The organism is Ensifer sp. NPDC090286 (genome assembly GCF_044769565.1).
Classification (GTDB): domain Bacteria; phylum Pseudomonadota; class Alphaproteobacteria; order Rhizobiales; family Rhizobiaceae; genus Ensifer.
This window is the reverse complement of record NZ_JBIVYF010000007.1, coordinates 197,253-222,886: the sequence shown is the minus strand read 5'-3', so window position 1 is coordinate 222,886 and position 25,634 is coordinate 197,253. Positions and strand designations below refer to the sequence as shown.

At 63.3% G+C, this 25,634-nt stretch carries 27 protein-coding genes; 17 read left to right on the top strand and 10 right to left on the bottom strand.

Annotated elements, in window-relative coordinates:
• Positions 1-222: 222 nt before the first annotated feature.
• Both ACIQUG_RS30010 and acnA read right to left on the bottom strand, forming a co-directional pair.
• On the bottom strand, positions 223-996 hold the full coding sequence (locus ACIQUG_RS30010) for a thioredoxin family protein (protein WP_043622306.1): 774 nt from the start codon (positions 994-996) through the stop codon (positions 223-225).
• Positions 997-1,201: 205 nt separating this feature from the next.
• Entirely contained in the window at positions 1,202-3,892 is a 2,691-nt protein-coding gene (acnA, locus tag ACIQUG_RS30005) for an aconitate hydratase AcnA (RefSeq protein ID WP_402325890.1), read from the bottom strand.
• 270 nt (positions 3,893-4,162) lie between these two features.
• Between acnA and ccmA the strand changes: the two genes are divergently transcribed.
• From ccmA to ACIQUG_RS29980, 5 genes are all read left to right on the top strand, one after another.
• Entirely contained in the window at positions 4,163-4,813 is a 651-nt protein-coding gene (gene ccmA / locus ACIQUG_RS30000) for a heme ABC exporter ATP-binding protein CcmA (RefSeq protein ID WP_402325888.1), read from the top strand.
• Positions 4,814-4,876: 63 nt separating this feature from the next.
• Positions 4,877-5,536 (top strand): heme exporter protein CcmB, encoded by a 660-nt coding sequence (gene ccmB / locus ACIQUG_RS29995; RefSeq protein WP_402325887.1) that lies wholly within the window; start codon positions 4,877-4,879, stop codon positions 5,534-5,536.
• 164 nt (positions 5,537-5,700) lie between these two features.
• The gene (locus tag ACIQUG_RS29990; RefSeq protein ID WP_402325885.1) at positions 5,701-6,471 is read left to right on the top strand and encodes a heme ABC transporter permease; all 771 of its coding nucleotides are present in this window, start codon (positions 5,701-5,703) and stop codon (positions 6,469-6,471) included.
• Positions 6,468-6,644, top strand: a complete 177-nt coding sequence (ccmD, locus tag ACIQUG_RS29985; RefSeq protein WP_192451035.1) for a heme exporter protein CcmD — start codon at positions 6,468-6,470, stop codon at positions 6,642-6,644. The genes ACIQUG_RS29990 and ccmD overlap by 4 nt, the downstream gene beginning before the upstream one ends.
• On the top strand, positions 6,641-7,249 hold the full coding sequence (locus ACIQUG_RS29980; RefSeq protein WP_402325884.1) for a DsbE family thiol:disulfide interchange protein: 609 nt from the start codon (positions 6,641-6,643) through the stop codon (positions 7,247-7,249). The genes ccmD and ACIQUG_RS29980 overlap by 4 nt, the downstream gene beginning before the upstream one ends.
• Before the next feature lie 286 nt (positions 7,250-7,535).
• On the opposite strand, the gene ACIQUG_RS29975 is transcribed toward ACIQUG_RS29980, so the two are convergent.
• The 6 genes from ACIQUG_RS29975 to ACIQUG_RS29950 form a co-directional block, all read right to left on the bottom strand.
• The gene (locus ACIQUG_RS29975) at positions 7,536-8,120 is read right to left on the bottom strand and encodes a DUF2585 domain-containing protein (protein ID WP_402326064.1); all 585 of its coding nucleotides are present in this window, start codon (positions 8,118-8,120) and stop codon (positions 7,536-7,538) included.
• A gap of 5 nt (positions 8,121-8,125) precedes the next feature.
• Positions 8,126-8,758, bottom strand: coding sequence for a septation protein A (locus ACIQUG_RS29970; RefSeq protein ID WP_156134322.1), 633 nt, complete (start codon positions 8,756-8,758; stop codon positions 8,126-8,128).
• A 108-nt stretch (positions 8,759-8,866) separates the two neighbouring features.
• Positions 8,867-10,639: a signal recognition particle-docking protein FtsY gene (ftsY, locus tag ACIQUG_RS29965; RefSeq protein ID WP_402325881.1), complete on the bottom strand. Its 1,773-nt coding sequence runs from the start codon at positions 10,637-10,639 to the stop codon at positions 8,867-8,869.
• An 18-nt stretch (positions 10,640-10,657) separates the two neighbouring features.
• A complete protein-coding gene (gene mtaB, locus ACIQUG_RS29960; RefSeq protein ID WP_402325880.1) occupies positions 10,658-11,932 on the bottom strand; it encodes a tRNA (N(6)-L-threonylcarbamoyladenosine(37)-C(2))-methylthiotransferase MtaB in 1,275 nt (424 codons plus the stop codon).
• Positions 11,929-12,840: a diaminopimelate epimerase gene (gene dapF / locus ACIQUG_RS29955; RefSeq protein WP_402325878.1), complete on the bottom strand. Its 912-nt coding sequence runs from the start codon at positions 12,838-12,840 to the stop codon at positions 11,929-11,931. Before dapF ends, mtaB begins: the two co-directional genes overlap by 4 nt.
• Positions 12,841-12,932: 92 nt before the next feature.
• Positions 12,933-13,946: an MBL fold metallo-hydrolase gene (locus ACIQUG_RS29950; protein WP_402325876.1), complete on the bottom strand. Its 1,014-nt coding sequence runs from the start codon at positions 13,944-13,946 to the stop codon at positions 12,933-12,935.
• Positions 13,947-14,024: 78 nt separating this feature from the next.
• Here ACIQUG_RS29950 and ACIQUG_RS29945 point away from each other — a divergent pair, with 78 nt between their 5' ends.
• From ACIQUG_RS29945 to trmD, 6 genes are all read left to right on the top strand, one after another.
• Positions 14,025-14,507, top strand: coding sequence for a MarR family winged helix-turn-helix transcriptional regulator (locus ACIQUG_RS29945; protein ID WP_402325875.1), 483 nt, complete (start codon positions 14,025-14,027; stop codon positions 14,505-14,507).
• Positions 14,508-14,762: 255 nt separating this feature from the next.
• On the top strand, positions 14,763-16,328 hold the full coding sequence (gene ffh, locus ACIQUG_RS29940; protein ID WP_034803123.1) for a signal recognition particle protein: 1,566 nt from the start codon (positions 14,763-14,765) through the stop codon (positions 16,326-16,328).
• A gap of 13 nt (positions 16,329-16,341) precedes the next feature.
• A complete protein-coding gene (locus ACIQUG_RS29935; protein WP_192451027.1) occupies positions 16,342-16,677 on the top strand; it encodes a chorismate mutase in 336 nt (111 codons plus the stop codon).
• 37 nt (positions 16,678-16,714) lie between these two features.
• Positions 16,715-17,077 (top strand): 30S ribosomal protein S16, encoded by a 363-nt coding sequence (gene rpsP, locus ACIQUG_RS29930; protein WP_043625614.1) that lies wholly within the window; start codon positions 16,715-16,717, stop codon positions 17,075-17,077.
• Between the two features lie 145 nt (positions 17,078-17,222).
• The gene (gene rimM / locus ACIQUG_RS29925; RefSeq protein ID WP_402325873.1) at positions 17,223-17,780 is read left to right on the top strand and encodes a ribosome maturation factor RimM; all 558 of its coding nucleotides are present in this window, start codon (positions 17,223-17,225) and stop codon (positions 17,778-17,780) included.
• Between the two features lie 11 nt (positions 17,781-17,791).
• A complete protein-coding gene (trmD, locus tag ACIQUG_RS29920) occupies positions 17,792-18,484 on the top strand; it encodes a tRNA (guanosine(37)-N1)-methyltransferase TrmD (RefSeq protein WP_205237531.1) in 693 nt (230 codons plus the stop codon).
• On the opposite strand, the gene ACIQUG_RS29915 is transcribed toward trmD, so the two are convergent.
• Positions 18,466-19,212: a sulfite exporter TauE/SafE family protein gene (locus tag ACIQUG_RS29915; RefSeq protein WP_402325872.1), complete on the bottom strand. Its 747-nt coding sequence runs from the start codon at positions 19,210-19,212 to the stop codon at positions 18,466-18,468. The two genes, trmD and ACIQUG_RS29915, sit on opposite strands and share 19 nt — an antisense overlap.
• 326 nt (positions 19,213-19,538) lie before the next feature.
• Between ACIQUG_RS29915 and rplS the strand changes: the two genes are divergently transcribed.
• From rplS to ACIQUG_RS29890, 5 genes are all read left to right on the top strand, one after another.
• A complete protein-coding gene (gene rplS, locus ACIQUG_RS29910) occupies positions 19,539-20,057 on the top strand; it encodes a 50S ribosomal protein L19 (protein ID WP_043625625.1) in 519 nt (172 codons plus the stop codon).
• A gap of 125 nt (positions 20,058-20,182) precedes the next feature.
• Positions 20,183-20,992, top strand: coding sequence for a transporter substrate-binding domain-containing protein (locus tag ACIQUG_RS29905; RefSeq protein WP_402325869.1), 810 nt, complete (start codon positions 20,183-20,185; stop codon positions 20,990-20,992).
• Positions 20,993-21,001: 9 nt separating this feature from the next.
• Complete coding sequence (locus ACIQUG_RS29900; RefSeq protein ID WP_402325867.1) at positions 21,002-21,823, top strand: amino acid ABC transporter permease; 822 nt, start codon at positions 21,002-21,004, stop codon at positions 21,821-21,823.
• Between the two features lie 243 nt (positions 21,824-22,066).
• Positions 22,067-23,476 carry a 3-isopropylmalate dehydratase large subunit gene (leuC, locus tag ACIQUG_RS29895; protein WP_043625634.1) on the top strand — a complete coding sequence of 470 codons (1,410 nt, stop codon included), beginning with the start codon at positions 22,067-22,069 and terminating at the stop codon, positions 23,474-23,476.
• A 129-nt stretch (positions 23,477-23,605) separates the two neighbouring features.
• Positions 23,606-24,142 carry a SixA phosphatase family protein gene (locus ACIQUG_RS29890; RefSeq protein ID WP_402325866.1) on the top strand — a complete coding sequence of 179 codons (537 nt, stop codon included), beginning with the start codon at positions 23,606-23,608 and terminating at the stop codon, positions 24,140-24,142.
• A gap of 22 nt (positions 24,143-24,164) precedes the next feature.
• Here the strand turns inward: ACIQUG_RS29890 and ACIQUG_RS29885 are convergent, their stop codons facing one another.
• On the bottom strand, positions 24,165-24,713 hold the full coding sequence (locus ACIQUG_RS29885) for a L,D-transpeptidase (protein ID WP_402326062.1): 549 nt from the start codon (positions 24,711-24,713) through the stop codon (positions 24,165-24,167).
• A gap of 143 nt (positions 24,714-24,856) precedes the next feature.
• Here ACIQUG_RS29885 and ACIQUG_RS29880 point away from each other — a divergent pair, with 143 nt between their 5' ends.
• A complete protein-coding gene (locus tag ACIQUG_RS29880; protein WP_034802783.1) occupies positions 24,857-25,540 on the top strand; it encodes a response regulator transcription factor in 684 nt (227 codons plus the stop codon).
• Positions 25,541-25,634 lie beyond the last annotated feature (94 nt).

Genomic DNA, 25,634 nt, shown 5'->3' with positions numbered 1-25,634 from the left:
TTCTTACCTCTGCCCCATTTCAGTCAAACCGGCGCCCCAATTCATCGCAAAACTCGCGGGCGCTGACGGACAGAGTCGTTGCCACCGTATGTCCGGTCAGATCGTCATGCTGCGGGAGTTCACCGAACGCAGTTATGGCCGGTTCGGTCCGGTAACTTCGAACCCTCAGCCCCAGCCCCTCGATGCTGCCGGGCCGAACCAACCCCTTGCGCTTCGCCGTCCCTACAATTTGCCCTGAGGGCCGGCGAGCACGGCCGCAGCGCCGATGATGGCGCCCGGCGTTTCCTTGTCCTTCATCGATTGCAACAGAATCGCGCAGCCGCTGTTTCCGGGGCGCTCGGTCAACACCGTCGCCGGCAGCGTGAAGGTCGCAGGCTGGCCGTCCCACATGCCGATCGTCTGAATGTCACGCACCGCATGCCAATAGGGGACTTCCTTGCCGCTGTTTTCCCCCTTTTCCATCTTCACGATCTTGGCGCGATCGAAATAGACGACGACGACATTGGCCTTGCCGATACCGCTGCCGACGGTGATCTGGATTTCTTCACCGAGGATCTTGGCGTCGACGGGAACGGCAAGCCCCTTGCCTTCCGCCTTCATCGTCTCCAGCCGCGTCTTGATTGCCTGCAGGTTGCCGCCGTTCAAATGGTCGCGGCCATTCAGGATCGCCTGCGGCGTGTAGACGCCGTTGCGACCGAGCATGCGCGCATAGGCATATTGCCGCTCGGTGTTTTCCTTCGATGCCAGCGTGTCGGCCCAGCCGAGATAGTTCCAGTAGTCGACGTGATAGGCGAGCGCCACCACATCGCCTTCGTCGACCAGCGACTTCAGCGCCGCATCCGCCGGCGGACAGGACGAACAGCCCTGGCTGGTGAACAGCTCGACAACGCCCTTGACCGCCTGTTTCTCCTGCGCCCCGACGGGGGTACTGGCGGCTGCGAGCAGCCCGAGAGCCAGTGCAACAGGACGAATGAAAGAACGGTCTGCGGATGTCATGGCGTCACTTCGTTACCGGCCGTCGGCCTACTCCTTGTGGGGGAGTTCACTACATACGACGCCCCCGCATCAACGGGAAGTCACGTTGGAGTGAGGTGGCAAGTGAGTGCGATCCAGCAGCCGGATCGCGGCAGTTGCACCTCAAAGAAAGAGCCGGGGCGCCTTTCGGCGTCCCGGCTCGAGAGCCTTGTCTGCGCTCGCGCGATTAAGCGGCGAGGTCGCGCAGAACCGTCTGCAGGATGCCGCCGTTGTTGACGTAGGTCACTTCATCCAGCGTATCAATACGGCAGACCAGCGGCACGTCCTTCACGCTGCCGTCGCCATAGGTGACCTTGGCAATGCGCTTTTCGCGCGGCTGGACGTTGGCGAGGTTTTCGATCGTGACGATCTCATCGCCCTTGAGGCCCAGCGATTCCCAGGTCGTGCCTTCTTCGAAGACGAAGGGAATGACGCCCATGCCGACGAGGTTCGAGCGGTGGATACGCTCGAAGGACTGCGCAATGACGGCCTTGACGCCGAGCAGGTTGGTGCCCTTGGCAGCCCAGTCGCGCGACGAGCCGTTGCCGTATTCGACGCCGGCGAAGATGACGAGCGGAACGCCCTCTTCCTTGTACTGCATGGCGGCGTCGTAGATCGACATCTCTTCCTTCGACGGATAGTGGATGGTGTAGCCACCTTCCTTGCCGTTCGGGCCGAGCATGTGGTTGCGGATGCGGATGTTGGCAAACGTGCCGCGCATCATCACCTCATGGTTGCCACGACGCGTACCGTACTGGTTGAAGTCGGCAACGCCGACGCCATGACCGATGAGGTAGGCACCAGCCGGCGAGGCAGCCTTGATCGAACCGGCCGGCGAGATGTGGTCGGTGGTGATCTTGTCGCCGAAGAGACCGAGCACGCGGGCGCCCTTGATATCGGAAATGCCCGAACCGGACTTGCCCATGCCGACGAAATAGGGCGGGTTCTGCACGTAGGTCGAACCATCGTCCCAGGCGTAGGTCTGGCCCGGAGGAACCTGAACGGCCTGCCAGTTTTCGTCGCCCTTGAACACGTCGGCGTACTTGGTCGCGTAGAGTTCGCGGGTGACGTACTTGAAGATGAACTCCTGGATTTCCTTGGAGGTCGGCCAGATGTCCTTGAGGAAGACCGGCTTGCCGTCCTTGTCCTCGCCGAGCGGCTCGTTGGTGAGGTCCTTCTGGACGGAACCTGCAAGCGCGTAGGCGACGACGAGCGGCGGCGAAGCGAGGTAGTTCGCCTGGACGTCCGGTGAGATACGGCCTTCGAAGTTACGGTTGCCCGAGAGAACGCCGGCGGCGATCAGGCCCTTGTCGTTGATCGTCTTCGAGATCGGCGCCGGCAGCGGGCCGGAGTTGCCGATGCAGGTCGTGCAGCCGAAGCCCACGAGGTTGAAGCCGAGCGCGTCGAGGTCCTTCTGCAGGCCCGACTTGGCGAGGTATTCGCCGACGACCTGCGATCCTGGTGCGAGCGAGGTCTTGACCCACGGCTTGGACTTCAGGCCCTTGGCGACCGCATTGCGGGCAAGAAGGCCGGCAGCGATCAGGACCGACGGGTTGGAGGTGTTGGTGCACGACGTGATCGCGGCGATGGCAACGTCGCCATGGCCGAGATCGAAATCGGTGCCTTCGACGGCGTAGCGGTTCGAAAGCTGGCCCGGCTTCTTGTAGTCGCCTTCAAGTGCGGTTGCGAAGCCCGATGCGATGTTTTCGAGCGGGATGCGGCCTTCCGGACGCTTCGGACCAGCCATGGCCGGAACGACGTCACCGAGGTCGAGTTCGAGCGTGTCGGTGAAGACGAGCTCGGAACCGTCACCGTCGCGCCACATGCCTTGCGCCTTCGAATAGGCTTCGACGAGAGCGATGCGGCTCTCTTCGCGGCCGGACATGGTGAGGTAGTTGATGGTTTCGCTGTCGACCGGGAAGAAGCCGCAGGTGGCGCCGTATTCCGGGCCCATGTTGCCGATGGTGGCGCGGTCGGCGAGCGTCATGTTGTCGAGGCCCGGGCCGAAGAATTCGACGAACTTCGAGACAACGCCCTTCTTGCGCAGCATCTGGACGACCATGAGCACGAGGTCGGTCGCGGTAACGCCTTCCTTGAGCTTGCCGGTCAGCTTGAAGCCGATGACCTCGGGCAGAAGCATGGACACCGGCTGGCCGAGCATCGCGGCTTCCGCCTCGATACCGCCGACGCCCCAGCCGAGAACGCCGAGACCGTTGATCATGGTGGTGTGGCTGTCGGTGCCGACGCAGGTATCCGGGTAGGCGGTGATTTCGCCATCTTCTTCACGGGTCCAGACGGTCTGGCCCAGATACTCCAGATTGACCTGATGACAGATGCCTGTGCCCGGAGGCACGACGCGGAAGTTTTTGAATGCCTGCTGGCCCCACTTCAGGAAGCGGTAGCGCTCGCCGTTGCGCTCGTATTCGAGTTCGACGTTGCGGGCAAAGGCGTTCGGCGTGCCGAATTCGTCGACGATGACGGAGTGGTCGATGACGAGGTCGACGGGAACGAGCGGGTTGATCTTCTCCGGGTCGCCGCCGAGCGAGACCATGGCGTCGCGCATCGCTGCGAGGTCAACGACGGCCGGAACGCCGGTGAAGTCCTGCATCAGCACGCGGGCCGGACGGTAGGCGATCTCGTTTTCAGCCGTGCCCTTGTCGTTGAGCCAGGCGGCAATGTTCTCGATGTCCTTCTTGGTGACGGAGCGGCCATCTTCGTTGCGCAGCAGGTTCTCGAGCAGAACCTTCATCGAGTAGGGAAGCTTGGATACGCCGGCGAGACCGTTCGCCTCAGCCTTGGGCAGGCTGTAATAGACGTAGTCCACACCGTTGACGGTGAGCGTGGAGCGACAATTGAAGCTATCTAGGGACTTGGACACTGGATAATACCCCGTTCCGTCTGATCGCCAAAAACTGACGTACGAACGCCCGAGCGCCTGTGAAGCGCGAATTGGGATGCGGGTGCGGCCATTTCCGCTGTCCGTACGTGGAAATTCTTTCCATGTTCGGCGCTTGGATGAAATTCACGCCGACCGCTGGCGTGTTGGCCGCCTTATAGATAATTTCTCCAAAACGTGCCAGAGCAACGAAGGTCGAAAGGGGACTTTTTTTGCCCTGCGACAAAGAGAGTTAAGGGAAGCTGATAGTTCATGCGCCTCATGGCTGAAGGGTTGAGCGCGAAGCGCGGTGAGGATCTGATTTTTAACGATATTTCCTTTGTTCTCGGCGCCTCTGAAGCCCTTGTCGTGACAGGCCCGAACGGGTCGGGAAAGTCGACTTTGCTCAGGGTTCTGGCGGGGTTGTTGAGGCCTGAAAGCGGGCATCTGAAACTTGAGAATGGCCCCCCGGAAATAGCCCATCCATCCGAGCTCAGCCACTATCTCGGACACCGCAATGCGATGAAGCGCGAACTGACCGTCGCGGAAAATCTCTCCTTCTGGCGGGACTTCATGGGTGATTCACCAGGGGGAAAGGGCGCGACGCTCACCGAGGCCGTCGAAGCGGTCGGCCTGCCGGATATCGCCCATCTGCCCTTCGGCTATCTCTCGGCCGGGCAGCAGCGGCGCATGGCGATGGCGAAGCTGCTCATTGCCTATCGGCCGATCTGGATCCTCGACGAGCCGACAGCAGCCCTTGACGCCGGCGCCGACCGGCTGTTTGCCGACCTGGTGAAGGCGCATCTTGGCAAGGGCGGCGTCGTCATTGCGGCGACCCACCAGCCGCTCGGGCTCGACCGCACGAAGGAACTGCACATGACGGGGTTCGAGCATCTGGCGGGAGACCACTGGCATGATGCATAGGGACGCGATGCCTGGACGCCCATTGCCGGAAAATCCGCCCGTGCCCAACCGGACACGGCCGCTATGATCGCGCTCTTCTTCCGCGATCTCAAATTGTCGATCCGCGCCGGCGGCGGGGCGATGATCGGCGTGCTCTTTTTCATGACGGTGGTGGCGGTCATTCCCTTTGGCGTCGGTCCGGACCTGAACCTGCTTTCGCGCATCGGACCCGCCATTCTCTGGATTGGGGCGCTGCTCGCCTCGCTGCTCGGTCTCGAACGGCTGTTCCAGGCCGAGCGCGACGATGGCTCGCTCGACCTGATGCTGATGCAGGAAACGCCGCTGCTTGCCACCGTCTTCGTCAAATGCGCGGCCCATTGGGCGGCGACCGGCCTGCCGCTGGTAATTGCCTCGCCACTGCTCGGGCTCTTCATGAACATGAGCGAGATCGCCATCGGCGCCACCATGCTGACGCTTCTGATCGGCACGCCGGCGATCACCTTCATCGGTGCTGTGGGTGCGGCGGTTGCCGTGTCGCTGCCGCGTGGGGGGCTGCTGGTATCGATCCTGGTGCTGCCGCTGGCGATCCCGGTGCTGATCTTTGGCGTCAGCGCCGTCTATGCGGCGATCGAAGATCCGGCGCCGTTCCTGCCGCCTTTGATGATCCTTGCGGCGATCACCCTGTTCTTCGCCGTCATCGGCCCGGTCGCCGCCGCTGCCGCCCTTCGGCACGCGTCCGATTGACGCAATCGCGCCAGAACGGGCGAAAGTGTTTGCGGCGTTCCCATGGATTTGGCGCTAAACTGTTCAGATCGAACACATTTATGGTCCGCGCTTCAACTCGATCGTGATCGGGCGATTGACGCGGATCAATTGCAGCCGGGCGCCTTAAGCGTTAAAGAGCCAACATGAGCGAAAACAGCCTGGCCATCCGCAAATTCAGCGATCTCGCCAACCCGACGCGGTTCCTGGCGCTGGCCGACCGTCTGCTGCCCTGGCTCGCCGGGCTGACGGCGCTGTTCTTCGTTGCCGGCCTCTGGCTTTCCTTCACGACGGAAGGCGACTACCAGCAGGGCGAGACGGTGCGCATCATGTATGTGCACGTGCCGGCCGCCTGGCTGTCGATGATGTGTTATTCGGTGATGGCGCTGGCGGCGCTCGGTACGCTCGTCTGGCGGCATCCGCTCGCCGACGTGTCGTCGCGCGCGGCAGCGCCGATCGGCGCCTGTTTCACCTTCCTGGCGCTCGTCACCGGCTCGCTCTGGGGCAAGCCGATGTGGGGCACCTGGTGGGTCTGGGACGCGCGTCTCACTTCGGTCTTCGTGCTGTTTCTCATGTATCTGGGGCTGATGGCGCTCAACCGGGCGATCGACGATCCGGCGCGCTCCTCCAAGGTTTCGGCCATCCTGGTCCTGGTCGGCTTCGTCAACATCCCGATCATCAAGTTCTCGGTCGAATGGTGGAACACGTTGCACCAGCCGGCAAGCGTGATGCGCCTCGACGGGCCGACGATCGATCCCGAATTCCTGCGGCCGCTGGTGGTGATGGCGATCGCGTTTACGCTGCTGTTCTTCACGCTGCACATTGCCGCCATGCGCAACGAAATCCTGCGTCGGCGTGTGACCGCGCTGAGGCGGCTTGCCGCGCGTGCCGCCGGCCGGGGAGCCCGCACAAAATGATGAGCCACGCCGCCTACGTCTTTACGAGCTACGGGATTGCGACGCTGACGGTGCTCGGGCTGATCGCCTGGGTCGTCCTCGACGGTCGCGCCCGCCGTCGCGAACTGGCTGAACTCGAGGCTTCCGGCATTCGCCGACGCTCGGCCGGTCAGGGCCCGGGAGAAACGCCATGAGAAACATCCCCGCTCCGCGCGGTGAGGAGCGCAAGCCCGGGCCGATGCGCTACATTCTGGCAGCGCTGCCGCTCGTCATCTTCGCCGGGCTTGCGGCGATCTTCTGGAGCCAGCTCAATTCCGGTAAGGATGTGAGCGAAATCCCCTCGGCGCTGATCGGCACCAAGGCGCCGAAGCTCGACATGCCGGCGCTCGAAGGCGCCACACGCGACGGCCAGCCGATGCCGGCGCTGACCGATGTTGCGATCAAGGGCAAGCTGACGCTCGTCAACGTCTGGGCCTCCTGGTGCGTGCCGTGCCGGCAGGAGCATCCGTTCATCCTGGAACTGTCGAAGGATCCGCGGCTGACCGTCGTCGGCATCAACTACAAGGACCAGAACGAAAACGCGCTCAGGTTCCTCGGTGAGCTCGGCAATCCCTTCTCAGCCATCGGCGTCGATCCGCGCGGCAAGGCGGCGATCGACTGGGGCGTCTACGGTATTCCGGAGTCCTATCTCGTCGGCGCTGACGGCACGATCCTCTACAAGCGCGTCGGCCCGTTCGACGAAAACAGCGTGAAAACCGGTCTGCTGCCGGCGATCGAGAAGGCGACTGCGGGCTCGTAACCGCTCCCGGCATTGGCTCTTGATTCAGACGGTGAGGACTTGCCTCTCATCCGGCCTGCCGGCCACCTTTCCCCGTAGGCGGGGCGAAGGAAACGCACGGCACCCGGTTGCTCTAAGCTGTCGCCTAGCATCGATGGAACACAACAGTGCTTTTTGTCTGCCGGGTCGTCGCGGAACGCGGCGAGTGCCCAAGTCCCTTCCCGCTTGCGGGGAGAAGGTCGCGGCGGCGGAATGAGGGGCAAATCATCCGCGCGGATGTGGCCGCAACGCCGCCGGGCGAACTCGGCTAGATCCCCGCCTGCCAATCCCGGACCGCATCCAGCGGCCAGACGAGCATCAGCACGTTGAGGGTGAGGTTGTCGCGGATCAGCCAGCCGGTGAAGAGCTCGAAGACGATGGCGACCGTCACGGTCAGCCAGACAGGCATGCGGGCGGCAAACAGGAAGCCGGCGGCCATGGCCAGCGTATCCATCGTCGAATTGAGGATGCTGTCGCCGAAATAGTCGAGCGAGATCGTCGCCGAGCGGTAGCGGTTGATCACCATCGGCGTATTTTCGGCGATCTCCCAGGCGGATTCGATCACCGTTCCGAGGAAGAGTTTTGCCGTCAGCGGCTTGCCGCGCAGGAGCAGATGGCCGAGGCCATAGAACAGGAAGCCGTGGATGATGTGCGACGGCGTATACCAGTCGGCGATGTGCTGCGAGTTGCCGCTGGATTTGGCGACCGGCTCGAACAGTTTGACGTAGCCGCATTCGCAGATCCAGAGACGGCCCATCAGATGCTGGGTGACGATCTGGATGACGAGAACCGCAAGACAGGCGGCGAGCCAGAGGAGTGCGTGCCGGTTGCGGCTGTCATTCTCCTCGAGCATCGAGCTCACTCGGCGTTCTCCTGGTCAAGCGAGTGCTTCATGATCAGCGGCATCTGGGCGAGCGTGAACAGAATGGTGATCGGCATCGTGCCCCAGACCTTGAAGGCGACCCAGAAATCGGTCGAGAACGAGCGCCAGACCACTTCGTTGAGCACCGCCAGGAAGAGGAAGAACACGCCCCAGCGCAGCGTCAGCTTGCGCCAGCCGGCCTCGTCGAGCTTGAAGGCGGAGTGGAAGACGTAGCCGAGCAGCGACTTGCCGAAGAGCAGGCCGCCGAGCAGGATCGCGCCGAACAGCGTGTTGACGATCGTCGGCTTCATCTTGATGAAGGTGTCGTTCTGCAGCCAAAGCGTCAGCGCGCCAAAGACGAAGACGACGATGCCCGAAATCAGCGGCATCATCGGCAGGGTGCGGGTCAGGACCCAGGAGACGGCAAGCGCGATCGCGGTCGCGGCCATGAACAGGCCTGTGGCGATGAAGATCGGACCGCCGAGCTCGGCGAGCGCCGGAAAATGCCCGGCCAGCCATTCGCCGCGCGAGTTGGCAAAGAAGAAGACCATCAGCGGCCCAAGCTCCAGCACCATCTTGAGCAAGGGGCTGACTTCCTTCTGCGGCTTGGAAGCCTCGATCGACGACATCTGGGGGTCCTGTTTCTGCATGTACCTGCTGCTCATAACACCAGCTTTGCGGCAAAACCATATCAAGGCAACGGGCCGGCGCAACTACGCGCGAGCCCGAGCGCCCCGTCAGGCGGCAACGCCGGCGATCGCCTCGGCAAAATCCTTGGCTTCGAAGGGTTCGAGATCGTCGATGCCTTCGCCGACACCGATGAAATAGACCGGCAGCTTGTGCTTGGCGGAGATCGCCACGAGGATGCCGCCGCGCGCCGTGCCGTCCAGCTTGGTCATGATCAGTCCACTGACGCCCGCGACGTTGCGGAAGATCTCGACCTGCTGCAGCGCGTTCTGGCCGGTGGTGGCGTCCAGCGTCTGCAGCACGGTGTGTGGCGCATCCGGATCGAGCTTGCCGAGCACGCGCACGATCTTTTCGAGTTCGGCCATCAGTTCCGCCTTGTTCTGCAGGCGGCCGGCCGTATCGATGATCAGCACGTCGGACTTCTTCTCGCGCGCCTGCTGGAAGGCTTCATAGGCGAGGCCAGCGGCATCGGCGCCGAGTTTGGAGGAGACGATTTCGGAGTTGGTGCGCTCGGCCCAGATCTTCAGCTGCTCGATCGCGGCTGCCCGGAAGGTGTCGCCGGCGGCGAGCATGACCTTCAGGCCCGCGCCGGAAAGCTTGGCGGCGAGCTTGCCGATCGTCGTGGTCTTGCCGGTGCCGTTGACGCCGACCACAAGGATGACGTGCGGCTTGTGGCTGAGATCGAGTTCCAGCGGCTTGGCGACGGGCGAAAGCACCTTGGTGATCTCGCCGGCCATGATGCGCGAAACGTCCTCGCCCGAGACATCCTTGCCGTAGCGTTCCGAGGCGAGCGTATCGGTGATGCGCATCGCGGTTTCGACGCCGAGGTCGGCCTGTATCAGCAGGTCTTCGAGGTCCTGCAACGTCGCTTCGTCGAGCTTGCGCTTGGTGAACAGGCTGGCGATCTGGCCGGTCAGTTGCGACGAGGTGCGCGCGAGGCCGCGGCGCAGGCGCTGGTACCAGCTGAGCTTTTCCTTCGGCGCGGCGACGGGTTCTTCCTTGGGCTTGCGCTCGCTTGCGGAGAAGCCTTTGGGGAGAGCGGGGGCGGCAGTGGGCTCGGCCTCGGTTGTCTCGGTCGATGGGGTTTCGACAGCTCCTGCCGTGTCGGTCTCAACGCTCTCGCGGAGCGCTGCGGCTGCGGCTTCATCCCCCTCTGCCCTGCGGGGCATCTCCTCCACTGGGGGGGAGATTGCGGTGAGCTCGCTCTCGAGCTCGGAAGCGCGCGTTTCGGTCGTTGCTTCCACTTCGACATCGTTGGTGTCGGCTGGCAACGTTTCCGCGGTCTTTTCGATGGTCTCCGCGTGAGCGGCTGCGGGCGTGTCTTCCTCGGTCGCCGGGCTTTCGCTGGCAACTGGTTCCGCAGTCTCGGTAGCTGCTACCGCTTCTTCTGCCGCAGCCTCGGCCTCCGTCGGCTCTCCTTCCTTGTGGGGGAGATGTTCCGTAGGGACAGAGGGGGGGATCGCGGTGTCGGTCTCGGCCGGCGTTACCTCAGCCTCGATCGAGGCGGCATCGTCACGCGCCAGTTCCTCGGCATCATCCGAAGCCGGTCCGCCGGCGGTCTCGATCTCGGCTTCCAGCACAGGATCGCTGTCGGAGAGTGGCAAGGTCTCGATCTCGACGGGCGGCTCGAAACCCGCTTCTTCGATGACCTCTGCCTGAACGACGGGGGCGGCCGCTTCGGGACTTTCCGTGGACGGCGGAGACGGCTGTTCCGCTTCGGGCGCTGAGACGATGGTCTCCTCCGGCACACCTTCCGGCGGCTTCGTTTCCTCCACCGCGCCCTTGCCGAAGGTGAAGATCCTCTTGATGAAACCCATTGCCATTCAGGAATTCCGCATAAATCAGGCCGCAGCCATCTGTTTTACCTGCATCGTCAGATGCTTGCCATTGTGGCCGGTGATCGAGACCGGGACAAGCGCACGGGGCGTCAGGCCAGCCGCATCGACGAGCGTGAAATTTTGTGTGTGGGCAAGCCCGTTGTTCTCGACCAGGATCGTCTGCTCGCTGCCGACCATACCGTCGAGGTGGTGGGCATAGAGCATCGCGCCGACGGCGCGAAGCCTAGCTGCACGATCCTTGACGAGGCCCCGGTCGAGCTGCGGCATGCGTGCCGCCGGCGTGCCGGGACGCGGGCTGTAAGGGAAGACGTGCAGATGCGCGATGCCGCAGTCCTCGGCCAGCCTCGCGGCATTTTCGAACATGTCTTCGGTTTCGGTGGGGAAGCCGGCGATCATGTCGGCGCCGAGGCTGATCTCCGGGCGCAGGCGGCGGACCTGATCGGCAAAATCGCGAGCGTCGGCGCTCGAATGGCGACGCTTCATGCGCTTCAGGATCAAATCGTCGCCATGCTGCAGCGACAGGTGCAGGTGCGGCATGAAGCGTGCTTCGTCGGCGATCAGGTCGAAGAGGTGCTTGTCGGCCTCGATACCGTCGATCGAGGAAAGCCGCAGTCGGCGAATTTCCGGCACCTGCTTCAGGAGCGTCTTGGCGAGCATCCCGAGCGTCGGTGCGCCCGGCAGATCAGTGCCGTAGCTCGTCGCATCGACGCCGGTCAGCACAATCTCGCAATAACCCGTTTCGACCAGTCTGCGTGCCTGGTCGACGACAGCACCCATCGGCACGGAGCGGGAATTGCCGCGGCCATAGGGGATGATGCAGAAGGTGCAGCGGTGGTCGCAGCCGTTCTGCACCTGGATGAAGGCGCGCACGTGGCCGTCGATATGCTTGACCATCTGTGGTGCTGTGGCGCGCACGCTCATGATGTCGTTGACGCGCAGCTTTTCTTCCGCCGAGACGCCGAAATCCGGCAGCGAACGATAGGAGGCGCTCTTCAGCTTCTCCTCATTGCCGAGCACGGCATCGACCTCGGCCATTTCGGCAAAGGTCTGCTTCTCGGTCTGCGCGGCGCAGCCGGTGACGATGATGCGGGCATGCGGATTGTCGCGACGGGCGCGGCGGATCGCCTGGCGCGCCTGCCGCACCGCCTCGCCGGTGACGGCGCAGGTGTTGACGAGGATGGCGTTGTTCAGCCCCGCCTTCTCGGCTTCCGCCCGCATCACTTCGGATTCGTAGGTGTTGAGACGGCAGCCGAAGGTTATGACCTCGACGCCGCTCAAAGCGCCCGGGCTCCGCCGGCCTCAGTCGCGTCGCGCTGCCAGATGCCGGTCGTCGGGTTCAGCATGCCGGACCATTCCCACTCGGCCGGTCCCGTCATGACGACATGGTCGTCGTGCTCGCGCCATTCGATGGTCAGCTTTGCCGGGGCAGGCGCGGAGGCGACATCGATCGCCACCTTGCGGCCGGTGCGACCGGTGCGCGCGGCGCTGACGGCGGCCGCGCAAGCCGCCGAGCCGCAGGCAAGCGTCAACCCGGCGCCGCGTTCCCAGGTGCGGGTGCGCAGTGACGAGGGCGAAAGCACCTGTGCCAGCGTGATGTTGGCGCGCTCGGGAAACATCGGATGGTTTTCAAGAAGCGGGCCAAAACGATCGAGGTCGAAGGACATCGGGTCCTTGTCGACCCAGAAGATCGCGTGCGGATTGCCCATCGACATCGCCGAGGGCGAATGCAGGACGGGATTGTCGATCGGTCCGATCTGCAGTTCGATGCGGCTCGTGTCGGCAAACTCTTCGGCAAGCGGGATCCTGTCCCAGGCAAAGACCGGCTTGCCCATGTCGACCGAGATGGTGCCGTCCTCGTGCTCCGTGGCGTTGAGAATGCCGGCGATCGTCTGGAAGGTGAAGGCCTTCTTGCCGGTCTCGGCGGCCAGCGCCTGGACGACGCAGCGCGTGCCGTTGCCGCAGGCCTGGGCCATGGAGCCGTCGCAATTGAGGATGTCGATCCAGGCGTCCGTGCCTTGGGCCTTGGGGTCGTGGATCGCCATGATCTGGTCGAAGGCTGTTGCCGGATCGGCATTGAGCGCGGTCGCAGCCGCCGGCGTCACCCGATCCTTCCGACCGCGCATGTCAACGACGAGGATCTTGTTTCCAAGCCCGTTCATCCTGGCAAATTGCACGTTGTCGGTCATGTCGCGATTGTCCAAACGGGCCCACTCCGGGCGGGCCATCCTTCATTCGGCCTGTATATGGCTGAAAAGCCCGGAAAATACCAGTGCCGCCTTTATTTGGCTCCCTCGCTACCGGCCGGTACATCGAAGATTTCGCCCGGGCGAAGCGGCCGGAAGCGGCTGCGGGCAATGCCGGCCGCGTCGAGCGCCCGTTCCAGCGCCTGTCGCGGCTCCTCGACGCCCTCGTCGGTCAGGCGAAATGTACCCCAATGGTGGCCGGCGACATGGGCGGCGGCACAATCGACCATGCCACGCACCGCTTCCTCCGGGTTCTGGTGTTGGTCCTGCATGAACCAGCGCGGCTCGTAGGCGCCGAAAGGCAGGTTGGCGAGACGGAAGGCGCCGTGTTTCTCGCGGGCGGCGCGATAGTTGATGCCGTCGTGAAAGCCGGTGTCGCCGACATGGTAGATCTTGCCTGCCGGCGTCTCCAGCACGAAGGCGGCCCACAGCGCCATGCGCCGGTCGCGCGAGCCGCGGGCCGACCAGTGATGGCAGGGCTCGGCATGGATGATGATGTCATCGCCGCAGTCCAGTTGGTTGCCCCAGTCGACGACGTCGATTTCTGCCTCGGGAACGACGCGGCGGATGATCGTGTCGTTGCCGAGCGGGGTGATGATGCGGGGCGCATGTTCTTCGTGAAGGGCTGCCAGCGTCTCGACGTCGAGGTGATCGTAGTGATTGTGCGTGACGAGCACGATGTCGATCGGCGGCAGGTCGTCGAGGTCGATGCCAGGCGCATTGTGGCGCTGTGGGCCGGCGAAGGTGAGGGGGCTGGCGCGGCGCGACCAGACGGGGTCGGTGAGAATGTTGAACCCATGCACCTGGATGAGCAGCGTCGCATGGCCGACCATCGTCACGCGCATTCGCTCTCCCTCGACGCTTGCCTCGGGTTTCACCTGCGCAAACGGGCTCGGATTGTGTGCCGGCCAGCGGACCTTGCCGCCGCCGAACTGCCAGCGCAGCAGGTCGGCGGCCCCCTTGGGCGGCTTGCCGCCGGGGTTGAAGAAGTGGGTGCCGTCGAAATGATCCGAGACGGGACCTTGGTAGTATGGATTGCGTGTCTTCATCCGGGCGGTTCGCCTTGGTTGAAAGGTCAAGGTTTAATAAATTCTTGAAGACAGCAACTGGATTGCTATCGTGTTTCCATGCTCGTTCGATTCGACCCGCAAGAACGTCTCTACAAGACCCTGAAGCTGGTCCGCTCCATCCATCTCAATATGCAGCGCTCGGCAGAACATATGCTCGATGGTGCCGGCATATCAGTGGCGGAGCGGGCGGTTCTCGAACTTTTTTATGAAACGCCGCTGACGGTGCCGGAGGCGGCGCGTCGCCTGTCGATGAAACGGCAGTTCGTCCTGCGGGTCGTCAATGGGCTGACGGACAAGGCGTTGCTGGAAAGAAGGCCGAATCCGGAGCATCGCCGCGCCTATCTTTGCGCGCCGACCGCTGCCGGGCGCGACCTGTTCGAGGAGATCCATCGCCGCGAGGTGGAGTTGCTGCATGCCCTGCTCGGCGATATCAACCAGACCGAAGTGGTGGCCGCGCTTCGGGTGATGACGCGGGTGTCGACCGCCTTCGAGCAGCTGGCCGGCGAACTGGACGAGGCCGACGAGGACGAGGCGCTCTGAGCCGAAAGTGCCTCATTTGCCTGCCGTCCTTGACTTTTGCCGCGCTTTCCTGTTTATCCGCGCCAATTCCTTCGCAAGCTCAAGTCTTCGAAGCCACCGACCGGGTCCCGTAAAGGTATAAAGAGAACCCGGAGGTCAACACCCGACAGCGCGTGGCGCCCTCGGGTGGTTTTTGGCTTTGCGCCTTGTTTTCCGCGCGAAGGAACCCACGTTTCCGGCGAGTTGATCGCCACCGGAAACCAGAAGGAAGTGAGAATGTTCGAGAGCCTCCAGGACCGCCTTGGTTCCATATTGAATGGACTGACCGGCCGCGGCGCATTGTCGGAAGCCGATGTTTCCGCTGCGCTCCGCGAGGTTCGCCGTGCGCTGCTCGAAGCCGACGTCGCGCTCGACGTCGTGCGCTCCTTCACCGAAAAGGTTCGTGAAAAGGCCGTCGGCGCCGAGATCCTGAAGTCGATCAAGCCCGGCCAGATGGTCGTCAAGATCGTCCATGACCAGCTCGTCGAGATGCTCGGCTCCGAGGGTGTCACCATCGACCTCAATGCGCCGGCGCCCGTCGTCATCATGATGGTCGGTCTGCAGGGCTCGGGTAAGACGACGACCACCGGCAAGATCGCCAGCCGGATGAAGACGCGGGACAAGAAGAAGGTCCTGATGGCGTCGCTCGACACGCGTCGTCCGGCAGCCCAGGAACAGCTTCGCCAGCTCGGCGTACAGACCGGCGTCGACACGCTGCCTGTTATCGCCGGCCAGTCGCCGACCGATATCGCCGCGCGCGCCGTCCAGGCTGCCAAGCTCGGCGGTCACGACGTCGTCATCCTCGACACCGCCGGCCGTACCCATATCGACGAGCCGCTGATGATCGAGATGGCGGAGATCAAGCGGAAGTCCAATCCGCATGAGATCCTGCTCGTCGCCGATGCGCTGACCGGTCAGGACGCCGTAAACCTCGCCCGCAACTTCGACGAACGCGTCGGCATCACCGGCCTGGTGCTTACCCGTATGGACGGCGATGGCCGTGGCGGTGCGGCGCTGTCGATGCGCGCGGTCACCGGCAAGCCGATCAAGCTCATCGGTGTCGGCGAAAAGATGGGCGAACTCGAAGAGTTCCATCCCCGCCGCGTCGCCGACCGTATTCTCGGCATGGGCGACATCGTTTCGCTCGTCGAGAAGGCGGCCGAGAACATCGACGCCGAGAAGGCGGCCGCCATGGCCGCCAAGATGGCCAAGGGCAAGTTCGACCTGAACGACCTCGCCGACCAGCTCGGCCAGATGCAGAAGATGGGTGGTATGGGCGGTATCATGGGCCTGATGCCCGGCATGGCCGGCATGAAGGACAAGATGGCCGCCGCCGGCCTCGACGACAGCCTGTTCAAGCGCCAGCTCGCCATCATCTCGTCGATGACCAAGGCCGAGCGCGCCAACCCGGACCTACTCAAGCATTCGCGCAAGAAGCGCATCGCCGCCGGTTCCGGCACCGATGCCGCCGACATCAACAAGCTTCTGAAGATGCACCGCCAGATGGCGGACATGATGAAGATGATGGGCGGCAAGGGCAAAGGCGGCATGATGAAGCAGATGATGGGCGGCCTTGCCAACAAGATGGGCCTTGGCGGCCTCGGTGGCGGCGGCATGCCCGATCTGTCGAAGCTCGACCCGAAGCAGCTCGAAGCCCTGCAGAAGCAGGCGGAAGCGGCCGGCCTGAAGCCGGGCGGCATGCCTGGCCTTGGCGGCGGTGGCCTGCCTGGCCTCGGCGGCGCCAAGCTTCCGGGTCTCGGTGGCGGCTTCCCCGGCCTTCCCGGCCTGCCGAAGAAGAAGTGAGGATCGCTAAGACATGATTGATCCCGAAATCAAAAAGGAATTGGCGGGTTACCGGCAGTCGATCGACAACATCGATGCCGCGCTCGTCCACATGCTGGCTGAACGCTTCCGCTGCACCCAGGCAGTCGGCGTTCTGAAAGCCAAGCACGAACTGCCGCCGGCGGACCCGGCGCGCGAAGAATACCAGATCGAACGCCTGCGCCGCCTGGCCAAGGATGCCAATCTGGATCCGGATTTCGCCGAGAAGTTCCTGAACTTCATCATCAAGGAAGTCATCCGGCATCATGAAGCCATCGCCGCCGATCGCTCGCATTCCGCGGGCACCGCCGGCACAAACCATTCCGCTTGAACGAAGCGGTCAAGAAAGCCTGCAAGGAGTTACTCAAATGGCACTGAAAATTCGTCTCGCCCGTGGCGGTTCCAAGAAGCGTCCTTACTACCAGATCGTTGTTGCCGACGCCCGCAGCCCGCGTGACGGCCGCTTCCTCGAGAAGATCGGCTCGTGGAACCCGATGCTCGGCAAGGACGACGAAAAGCGCGTCGAGCTCGACGCCGAGCGCGTCAACCACTGGATCGCCCAGGGCGCCCAGCCGACCGACCGCGTTCTGCGCTTCCTCGACCAGGCTGGCCTCGCAAAGCGTCCGGCTCGCAGCAACCCGACCAAGGGCGTCCCGGGCAAGAAGGCCCAGGAGCGCGCTGCTGAAGCCAAGCAGAAGGCTGAAGACGCCGCTGCTGCTGCTGCTGAATAAGAGCCGGCGAACGGTCCGGAGAGTGATCGGCGGACATCTGCCGACGCACCTTTCCGGCTGGCCGTGACTTAAGGAAACGGGTGGCATTTCCATGCCGCCCGTTTTCCGTTATGTGCACCGAGATATACCGAAACGGACGCGGACGATGAGCAAACTCGAAAACCCGGTTCTGATGGCGACGATCGGCGCGGCGCAGGGCCTGCGCGGCGAGGTCAGGGTCAAGTCCTTTACCGATGATCCGACCGCGCTCGGAGAGTATGGCAATCTGCACAGCGCCGACGGCCGTGTGTTCGAGGTGTTGGAAATCCGCGAGGCGAAGAACGTCGTTATCGTGCGCTTTCGCGGCGTTAACGATCGCAACGCTGCCGAGGCGCTCAACGGCCTCGACCTGTTCATCGAGCGCGACAACCTGCACGATGACGATCTCGACGAGGACGAGTTCTTCTATGCCGATCTCGAAGGTCTGGAAGCGATCGACGGCAATGGCACGAGCTATGGCAAGGTCAGCGGCGTCTTCGATTTCGGCGCCGGCGACCTGCTCGAGCTGAAGGGGCCGGGCCGACGTCCGGTGCTGATCCCCTTTACCGAATGGTCGGTGCTGGAGATCGACCTGGAAGCCGGGCGCCTGCTGGTCGATCCGGTGGCCGCCGGACTTTCGGACGACAAGGATCAGGGCAGCCCGTTTTCCGCAAAGCGCAAGTGAGCATTGCGGCAATGACGTTTCGCGCCACCATCCTGACGCTCTATCCTGAAATGTTTCCGGGCCATCTCGGTGCCTCGCTTTCCGGCAAGGCGCTGGAGCGCGGCCAATGGTCGATCGAGCCGGTGCAGATCCGCGATTTCGCCGAGGACAAACACCGCACCGTCGACGACACGCCGGCCGGCGGTGGCGCCGGCATGGTGCTCAAAGCCGATGTGCTCGCGCGCGCGATCGATCGTGTCTCGGAGAACGACGACCGGCCGCGATTGCTGATGAGCCCGCGCGGCCGACCGCTGACACAGGCGCGGGTGCGCGAACTCGCCGCCGGCCCCGGCGTTGTCATCGTCTGCGGCCGCTTCGAAGGCGTCGACCAGCGGGTGATCGATGCCCGCGGCCTCGAGGAAGTTTCCATAGGCGACTATATTCTTTCGGGCGGCGAACCGGCGGCGCTCACGCTGCTCGATGCCGTTGTGCGCATCCTGCCGGGTGTGATGGGCAACGAGCTTTCCGGCGTGCACGAAAGCTTCGAAGGCGGGCTGCTGGAGCACCCGCACTATACCCGCCCGCAGGTCTTCGAAGGCCGCGAAATCCCGGCGGTGCTGACCTCGGGCAATCACGGCGCCATTGCCAAATGGCGTGAAGCGGAGGCGCGTCGGCTGACCGCCGAGCGCCGGCCCGATCTTCTTGATCAGCCCGTGAAGAAGTAATAGGCGGCAAGCAGCAGGCCGACGGCGACCACCAGCGCGCGAATGACCGCCTGCGGTACGCGTCTTGCCGCCCAGACACCGCCGTAGCCGCCAAGGGCGGCTCCCGGCACCATGATCGCCGCATGCAGCCAGGAGACGACCCCACCGGCGGCAAAGACGACGATGGCAATCGCGGCAATCACGATCGAGATGAAGTTCTTCAGCGCATTCAGCCGGTGATAGCCACCGCCGGTCGCCAGCCCCAGCACCGCCAGCATCATGATGCCCATGCCGGCGCCGAAGAAGCCGCCATAGATGGAGGTGACGAATTGGGCGCCGATGCCGACCGGATTGATCGCATGCTCGTCGACGCGGGCTTTAGGCTTCAGGAGCGGCCCGGCAGCGAAGATCGCCGTTGCTGCCAGCAGCAGCCAGGGCACAAGCGCGCGGAAGGAGGCGTTGGAGAGCGAGATGAGCAACAGCGCACCGGCAAGACCGCCGATTGCCGAGATCACCCCGAGCAGGATCGCATAGCGTTTGTCGGCCCGGATCTCCTTGGCATAGGCAAGTGCCGAGGTGATGTAGCCGGGGAACTGGATGATCGACGAGGTCGCGTTGGCGACGATCGGCGAGAGCCCGCCAAGCGTCATCGCCCCGAAGGTCAGGAACGTTCCACCGCCGGCGATGGCATTGACGACGCCGGACAAGAAGCCGGCCGCAAACAGCATGAGTATTTCGAAGATGTTCATGGTCTCCCCCGACCCCTCATGCTCGGGATAGCCGGTGGTTGTGCCGGCCGCAAGTCCGTTGCATCGGACAATCGCACCGGGTGTGTTTGCGCATTTTCTGATAAATTCGGCTTTCCTGGCGCGGATGCCTTAGAAATTATGGCCTTCAGGGATGACAAGGCAGTGTGATTGGTGTAAGTGCCGCCCCGGTTCGGGTTTCATGCCCGTCGACCAAAACAAAGAATGGCGAATCCGCTCCTGCCGTATCCGGCAAGACCTGAAGGCTGGCCCGACAGGTTCATCGAGAGCGCTCTGGCTGTTTCAGAAGAACTTGAAAGGTTAGACCGATGAACATCATCCAGCAGCTGGAAGCCGAACAGGCCGCCAAGATTGCCGCCAAGCGCACCCTCCCGGAATTCTCCGCAGGCGACACGCTGCGCGTCAACGTCCGCGTTGTCGAAGGCAACCGTACCCGCGTTCAGGCCTATGAAGGCGTTTGCATCGCTCGTTCGGGCGGCGGCATCAACGAGAGCTTCACCGTTCGCAAGATCTCCTACGGCGAAGGCGTCGAGCGCGTATTCCCGGTTTACTCGCCGCTCGTCGAGAGCGTTGAAGTGGTTCGCCGTGGTAAGGTCCGTCGCGCCAAGCTCTACTACCTGCGCGACCGTCGCGGCAAGTCGGCTCGTATCGTCGAGAACACCGGCACGCGCGCCCGCAAGCTGAACGAAGCCGAGCGTCAAGCGATTGCCGAGGAAAAGGCACGCATCGAGGCTGAAAAGGTTGCAGCAGCTCAGGCGCTCGCCGCCGAGAAGGCAGCAGCCGAAGCTGCCGAAGCAAAGGCAGCAGCGGAAGCCGCAGCAGAATAAGTTTTCAATCCTTTCGGATTGTTGGAAAGGCGGCCTCGGCCGCCTTTCTTTTTTGGTACTATCCGCTTGTCTTTCCGTCTGAATTTGTGACATTTTCCGCTGCCACAATTTTCGGGAGCCCTCCAATGACAATCCGTCGCCACGTGCTTGCGGGCATCGCAGTTGCACTTGCCGTTCCTTTCGCATTCTCTGCACCGGCCGTTGCCAGCGACCTGCCGGACCTCGGCGGCAAGACGGTTGTCGTCGTCACGGAAAACGCCTACCCGCCGCTGCAGTTCGTCGATCCGAAGTCCGGCGAAGCCAAGGGCTGGGAATACGACGCGATGAACGAGATCGCCAAGCGGTTGAATTTCAAGGTCGAATACCAGAATACCAGCTGGGACGCGATGATCCAGGCGGTGCATGACGGCCAGTACCAGATCGGCATGACCGGCATCACCATCAAGGACGATCGCAAGGAAAAGGTCGACTTTTCGGACCCCTACATGCGCTCGCAGCAGTTCATGCTGGTGCGTAGTGACGAGGTTCGCTTCAACGACGGCAAGAGCTTCGGCGCCTTTGCCGACGGTCTCGTCGGCGCGCAGCCTGGCACCTCGCCGTTCTACACGGCCGTCTACGAAATGCTTGACGGCAACGAGCAAAACCCGCGCATCAAGCTGTTCGAGACTTTCGGCGCGACCGTGCAGGCTTTGAAGGCCGGCGACGTCGACGTGGTCCTGACCGACAGCGTCGCTGCCAAGGGCTATGTCGATTCCTCCGAAGGCAAGCTCAAGGTCGTCGGCGGCCCGCTCGGCACCGAGGATTTCGGCTTCATCTTCCCGAAGGGCTCGGATCTGGTTGCCCCGGTCAACGCCGCGATCAAGGCGTTGAAGGAAGACGGTACCTTCGACGCCCTCGATAAGAAGTGGTTCCTCGAATACAAGATGGGCGGCTGATAGCAGGCTATGGCCGCTCCACAATCTTCAGTCATGTCCGGCAAGGGCGACTATCCCTGGTGGTTGGTCGCCCTTGTTGTGATCGCAGTGGCGCTCGCCGCCGTGATCATCAGCAATGACATCTTCTCGGAAGTCTTCACCGTTGTCTTCAAAGGGCTTGGCGTCACCGTCTTCGTGACCCTCATGGGCTTCGTGCTGGCGACGACGCTCGGCCTCGGCATCGCGCTGATGGCGCTCTCCGAACATTCGTCGCTTCGGCAGATCGCCCGCTTCTATACGGAAGTGATCCGCGGCGTGCCGATCCTGGTGCTGCTGTTCTATATCGCCTTCGTCGGCGCGCCGGCGCTCGTCGTCGCGGCCAACTTCATCTGCGCGCCGCTGATTGGTGCTGGCTGGATGGAGCCGGTGGTCGTGCGCGACATCTCCTTGATGTGGCGGGCGATCCTGGCGCTGATGATCGGCTATTCGGCCTTCATCGCCGAAGTGTTCCGTGCCGGCATCCTCTCGGTCGACAAGGGGCAGATCGAAGCCGCCAAGGCGCTCGGGCTTTCGCGCTACCAGCGCTTTCGCCTCGTCGTCTTTCCGCAGGCGATCCGCGTGATCCTGCCGCCGCTCGGCAACGACTTTATCGCCATGGTCAAGGACTCATCGCTCGTCTCGGTGCTCGGCGTTGCCGACATCACGCAGATGGGCAAGGTCTATGCCTCCGGCTCCTTTCGCTTCTTCGAGACCTATTCGATCGTAGCCTATGTCTATCTCGTGCTAACGATCGGTCTGTCGCTGGGATTGCGGGGGCTGGAGCGGCGGCTGAGGCGCGCGGAGCAACGCTGAGTCCGTTTCCAGCAATTGCCGACCTGTCAGAAAATTGATATGAACACGGCCATGGAATCCAAATTCGGATGTAGCGAGCAGAAAATCGTCGTGCTGCAGGATCACAAGCGTCTGCCGGCACGCTTCTTTGCGCGCGTCCACGGGGCGCTTACAAGCCGCCTATCCTGATCTCCTGATCAGTGCTTCCGGCCGCCTTGCCGCCGGCTTTCCTACCTTTTTTGAAAACTCGATGGAACTATTGCCATGAGCGCACCGCGTACCCTCTATGACAAGATCTGGGACGATCACCTGGTCAACGAACAGGACGACGGCACCTGTCTTCTCTACATCGACCGTCACCTCGTTCACGAAGTGACGAGCCCGCAGGCCTTCGAAGGTCTGCGAATGGCCGGCCGCCAGGTCCGCGCGCCGGAAAAGACGCTCGCTGTCGTCGACCATAACGTTCCGACCTCGGCCGACCGCCACCTCGGCATCAAGAATGAGGAAAGCCGCATCCAGGTCGAGGCGCTCGCCAGGAACGCCGCCGACTTCGGCGTTGAATACTACTCGGAAAACGACAAGCGTCAGGGCATTGTGCACATCGTCGGCCCGGAGCAGGGCTTCACCCTGCCGGGCATGACCATCGTCTGCGGCGACAGCCACACCTCGACGCACGGCGCCTTCGGTTCGCTGGCCCATGGCATCGGCACGTCGGAAGTCGAGCACGTGCTCGCCACCCAGACGCTGATCCAGAAGAAGGCGAAGAACATGCTGGTGCGCGTCGACGGCCAGCTGCCGCCGGGCGTTACCGCCAAGGACATCATTCTCGCCATCATCGGCGAGATCGGCACTGCCGGCGGCACCGGCCACGTCATCGAATTTGCCGGCGAAGCGATCCGCTCGCTGTCGATGGAAGGCCGCATGACCATCTGCAACATGACGATCGAAGGCGGCGCCCGCGCCGGCCTGATCGCGCCTGACGAAACGACGTTCGACTACATCAAGGACAAGCCGCGCGCTCCGAAGGGCAAGGCCTGGGACATGGCGCTCGACTACTGGAAGACGCTGCACACGGACGAGGGCGCGCACTACGATCGCGTCGTCGTGCTCGATGCCGCCAACCTGCCGCCGATCGTCTCCTGGGGCTCGTCGCCGGAAGACGTCATCTCGGTTCAGGGCATCGTTCCCAATCCGGACGAGATCCAGGAAGAGAACAAGCGGGCCTCCAAGTGGCGTGCGCTCGACTATATGGGCCTGAAGCCGGGCACGAAGATCACCGACATTGCCGTCGATCGCGTCTTCATCGGCTCGTGCACCAACGGCCGCATCGAGGATCTCCGGGCCGTGGCCGAGGTCGTCGAAGGCCGCAAGGTCGCCTCGACCGTTTCGGCGATGATCGTTCCGGGCTCCGGCCTCGTGAAGGAACAGGCCGAGGCCGAAGGTCTCGACAAGATCTTCAAGGAAGCCGGTTTCGACTGGCGTGAGCCGGGCTGCTCCATGTGCCTGGCGATGAACGACGACCGGCTGAAGCCGGGCGAGCGCTGCGCCTCCACCTCGAACCGCAACTTCGAGGGCCGTCAGGGCTTCAAGGGTCGCACGCATCTGGTCTCGCCGGCCATGGCGGCAGCGGCTGCGGTCGCCGGTCACTTCGTCGATATCCGCGAATGGAAATAAGCCGGACTTGAGCTTGTCCGGCGTTGATGGCCGCCCTTCGGGGCGGCCTTTTTTATTTGGCGCTCTTCCCACCCGTGCGCCGGAAATGCGCTAAGCTACCTGGCGGAGGCATCTTGGGAGAAGGATGGGATGAGCGACGATCTGCCTGTTCAACGCTACCGTCTGCTGCTGTTGCGCCATGCCAAGTCCGCTTGGCCGGATGGCGTCGCCGACATCAACCGGCCGCTCGGCGAGCGCGGCCGCAAGTCGGCGCCACTGATGGGAGGCTACATGGCGCGGCATGCGCTCGTGCCGGATCTCGCCCTCGTCTCGACGGCGAAACGGGCGCAGGAGACCTGGAAGCTGGTATCTGCCGTCCTCCCGCCCGGCATCGCGGTCGAAAACACCCGGGCGATCTACGAGGTGGACGCCGCCCAGATCCTCAGTGTCCTGCGCGCAACCGACCCGGCCATCAGGACGCTGCTCATCGTCGGCCACAATCCCGGCATGGAGGACCTGGCGCACGAGCTCGTCGGCTCCGGCGATGCGGATCTGCGCATGCGCATGGCGGACAAGTTTCCAACGGCCGCCCTTGCCGTCCTTGAATTCGAAGCGGCGGGTTGGCGCGAACTTTTGTCCGGCGGCGCCAGGCTGGCGCGCTTCGTGGCGCCGCGTTCGCTCGATTGAGCCGAGCCGATCGGAGTCGAGATCAGACTACCTTCACGACGGTGCCGCGGCGCATATGCGGGATCAGCCGACGCATCGCCGGCAGGCTGACGGCGACGCAGCCCTGCGTCGGCTCGTAGCCCGGCCGGATCAGGTGAAAGAAGATCGCCGAACCGGCATTTCGCCGGCGCGCGAGAAGGTTCCAGTCCATCACCAGGCAGATGTCGTAGAGCCCGTCCGTGCGCATCAGTTCCTCATGGCTCGGCGTGAAGGGCGCCTTGACCGGGCGATTGTAGAGCGCGTGGCGGGCCGCGTCGCACCACAGCATGCCCGTGCGCGTCGCCCGGGTCGGCAGTGGCGTCGGCGGCAGGAGGAGCCGGTCGCGCCTGATATAGCCGCCGATCAGCTTCATCGCGGCGCGTGGCGTAGCGCCGTCGCCCTCACGCTTCAGGCTGGTAATGCCGCTTCGCCCGATGGCGGCGTGCTCGACGCGGCCGTCGAACGAGACGAGCGCCCGCTTGCGATCGCGCGGTGCGGCGCGCACGGTGATGACAGATTTGGCTGGTCTTCTTCCCGACGTTTTCTTGCGCATCATTCTCACGGATTTTTGCTTTGCCCGTGATTTGGGGGGCACCATAAGCACGGTTACGGATATAAAGACGTAGCAACGCTGGTTCGCTTGCCAACACAGGCATTTGAGCTAGTTTGAAAACGGAAGCAAACAGGAATTGTCCCATGGCGACCCGTACCATTCTTCTTGTCGATGACGACAATGACCTGCGCGAGACCCTGGTCGAGCAGCTCTCGCTCTACGAGGAATTCGACCTCATCCAGGAAGCGACTGCCGGCAAGGGCATCCAGACGGCGCGTGCCCAGCAGGTGGACCTGTTGATCATGGATGTCGGCCTGCCGGACATGGATGGCCGCGAAGCGGTGAAGCTGCTGCGCAAGGGCGGCTTCAAGGCGCCGATCATCATGCTGACCGGCCACGATACCGATTCCGATACGATCCTCGGACTTGAGGCCGGTGCCAACGATTATGTGACGAAGCCATTCCGTTTCGCCGTGCTGCTTGCCCGCATCCGCGCGCAGCTGCGCCAGCACGAGCAGAGCGAGGACGCGACCTTCAGCGTCGGGCCCTATACGTTCAAGCCCAGCCAGAAGCTGCTGACGCTCGAAAACGGCCAGAAGATCCGGCTGACAGAGAAGGAAGCGGCGATCATCCGCTATCTCTACCGCGCCGACCAGAAGGTGGTGACGCGGGACGTGCTGCTCGAAGAGGTCTGGGGCTACAATTCCGGCGTGACCACTCACACGCTCGAAACCCACGTCTATCGTCTGCGCCAGAAAATCGAGCGGGACCCTTCCAATGCCGAGATTTTGGTGACAGAGAACGGCGGCTACAAGATCGTTCCGTAGCCGGGGTGCGCAGGGTGGAAAACCGCTTCTCGCGCGTTCTCCGTAGACTGCTGTTTGCATGGGTTGCGTGCGCGATCCGGTCTAGGCCGGGACC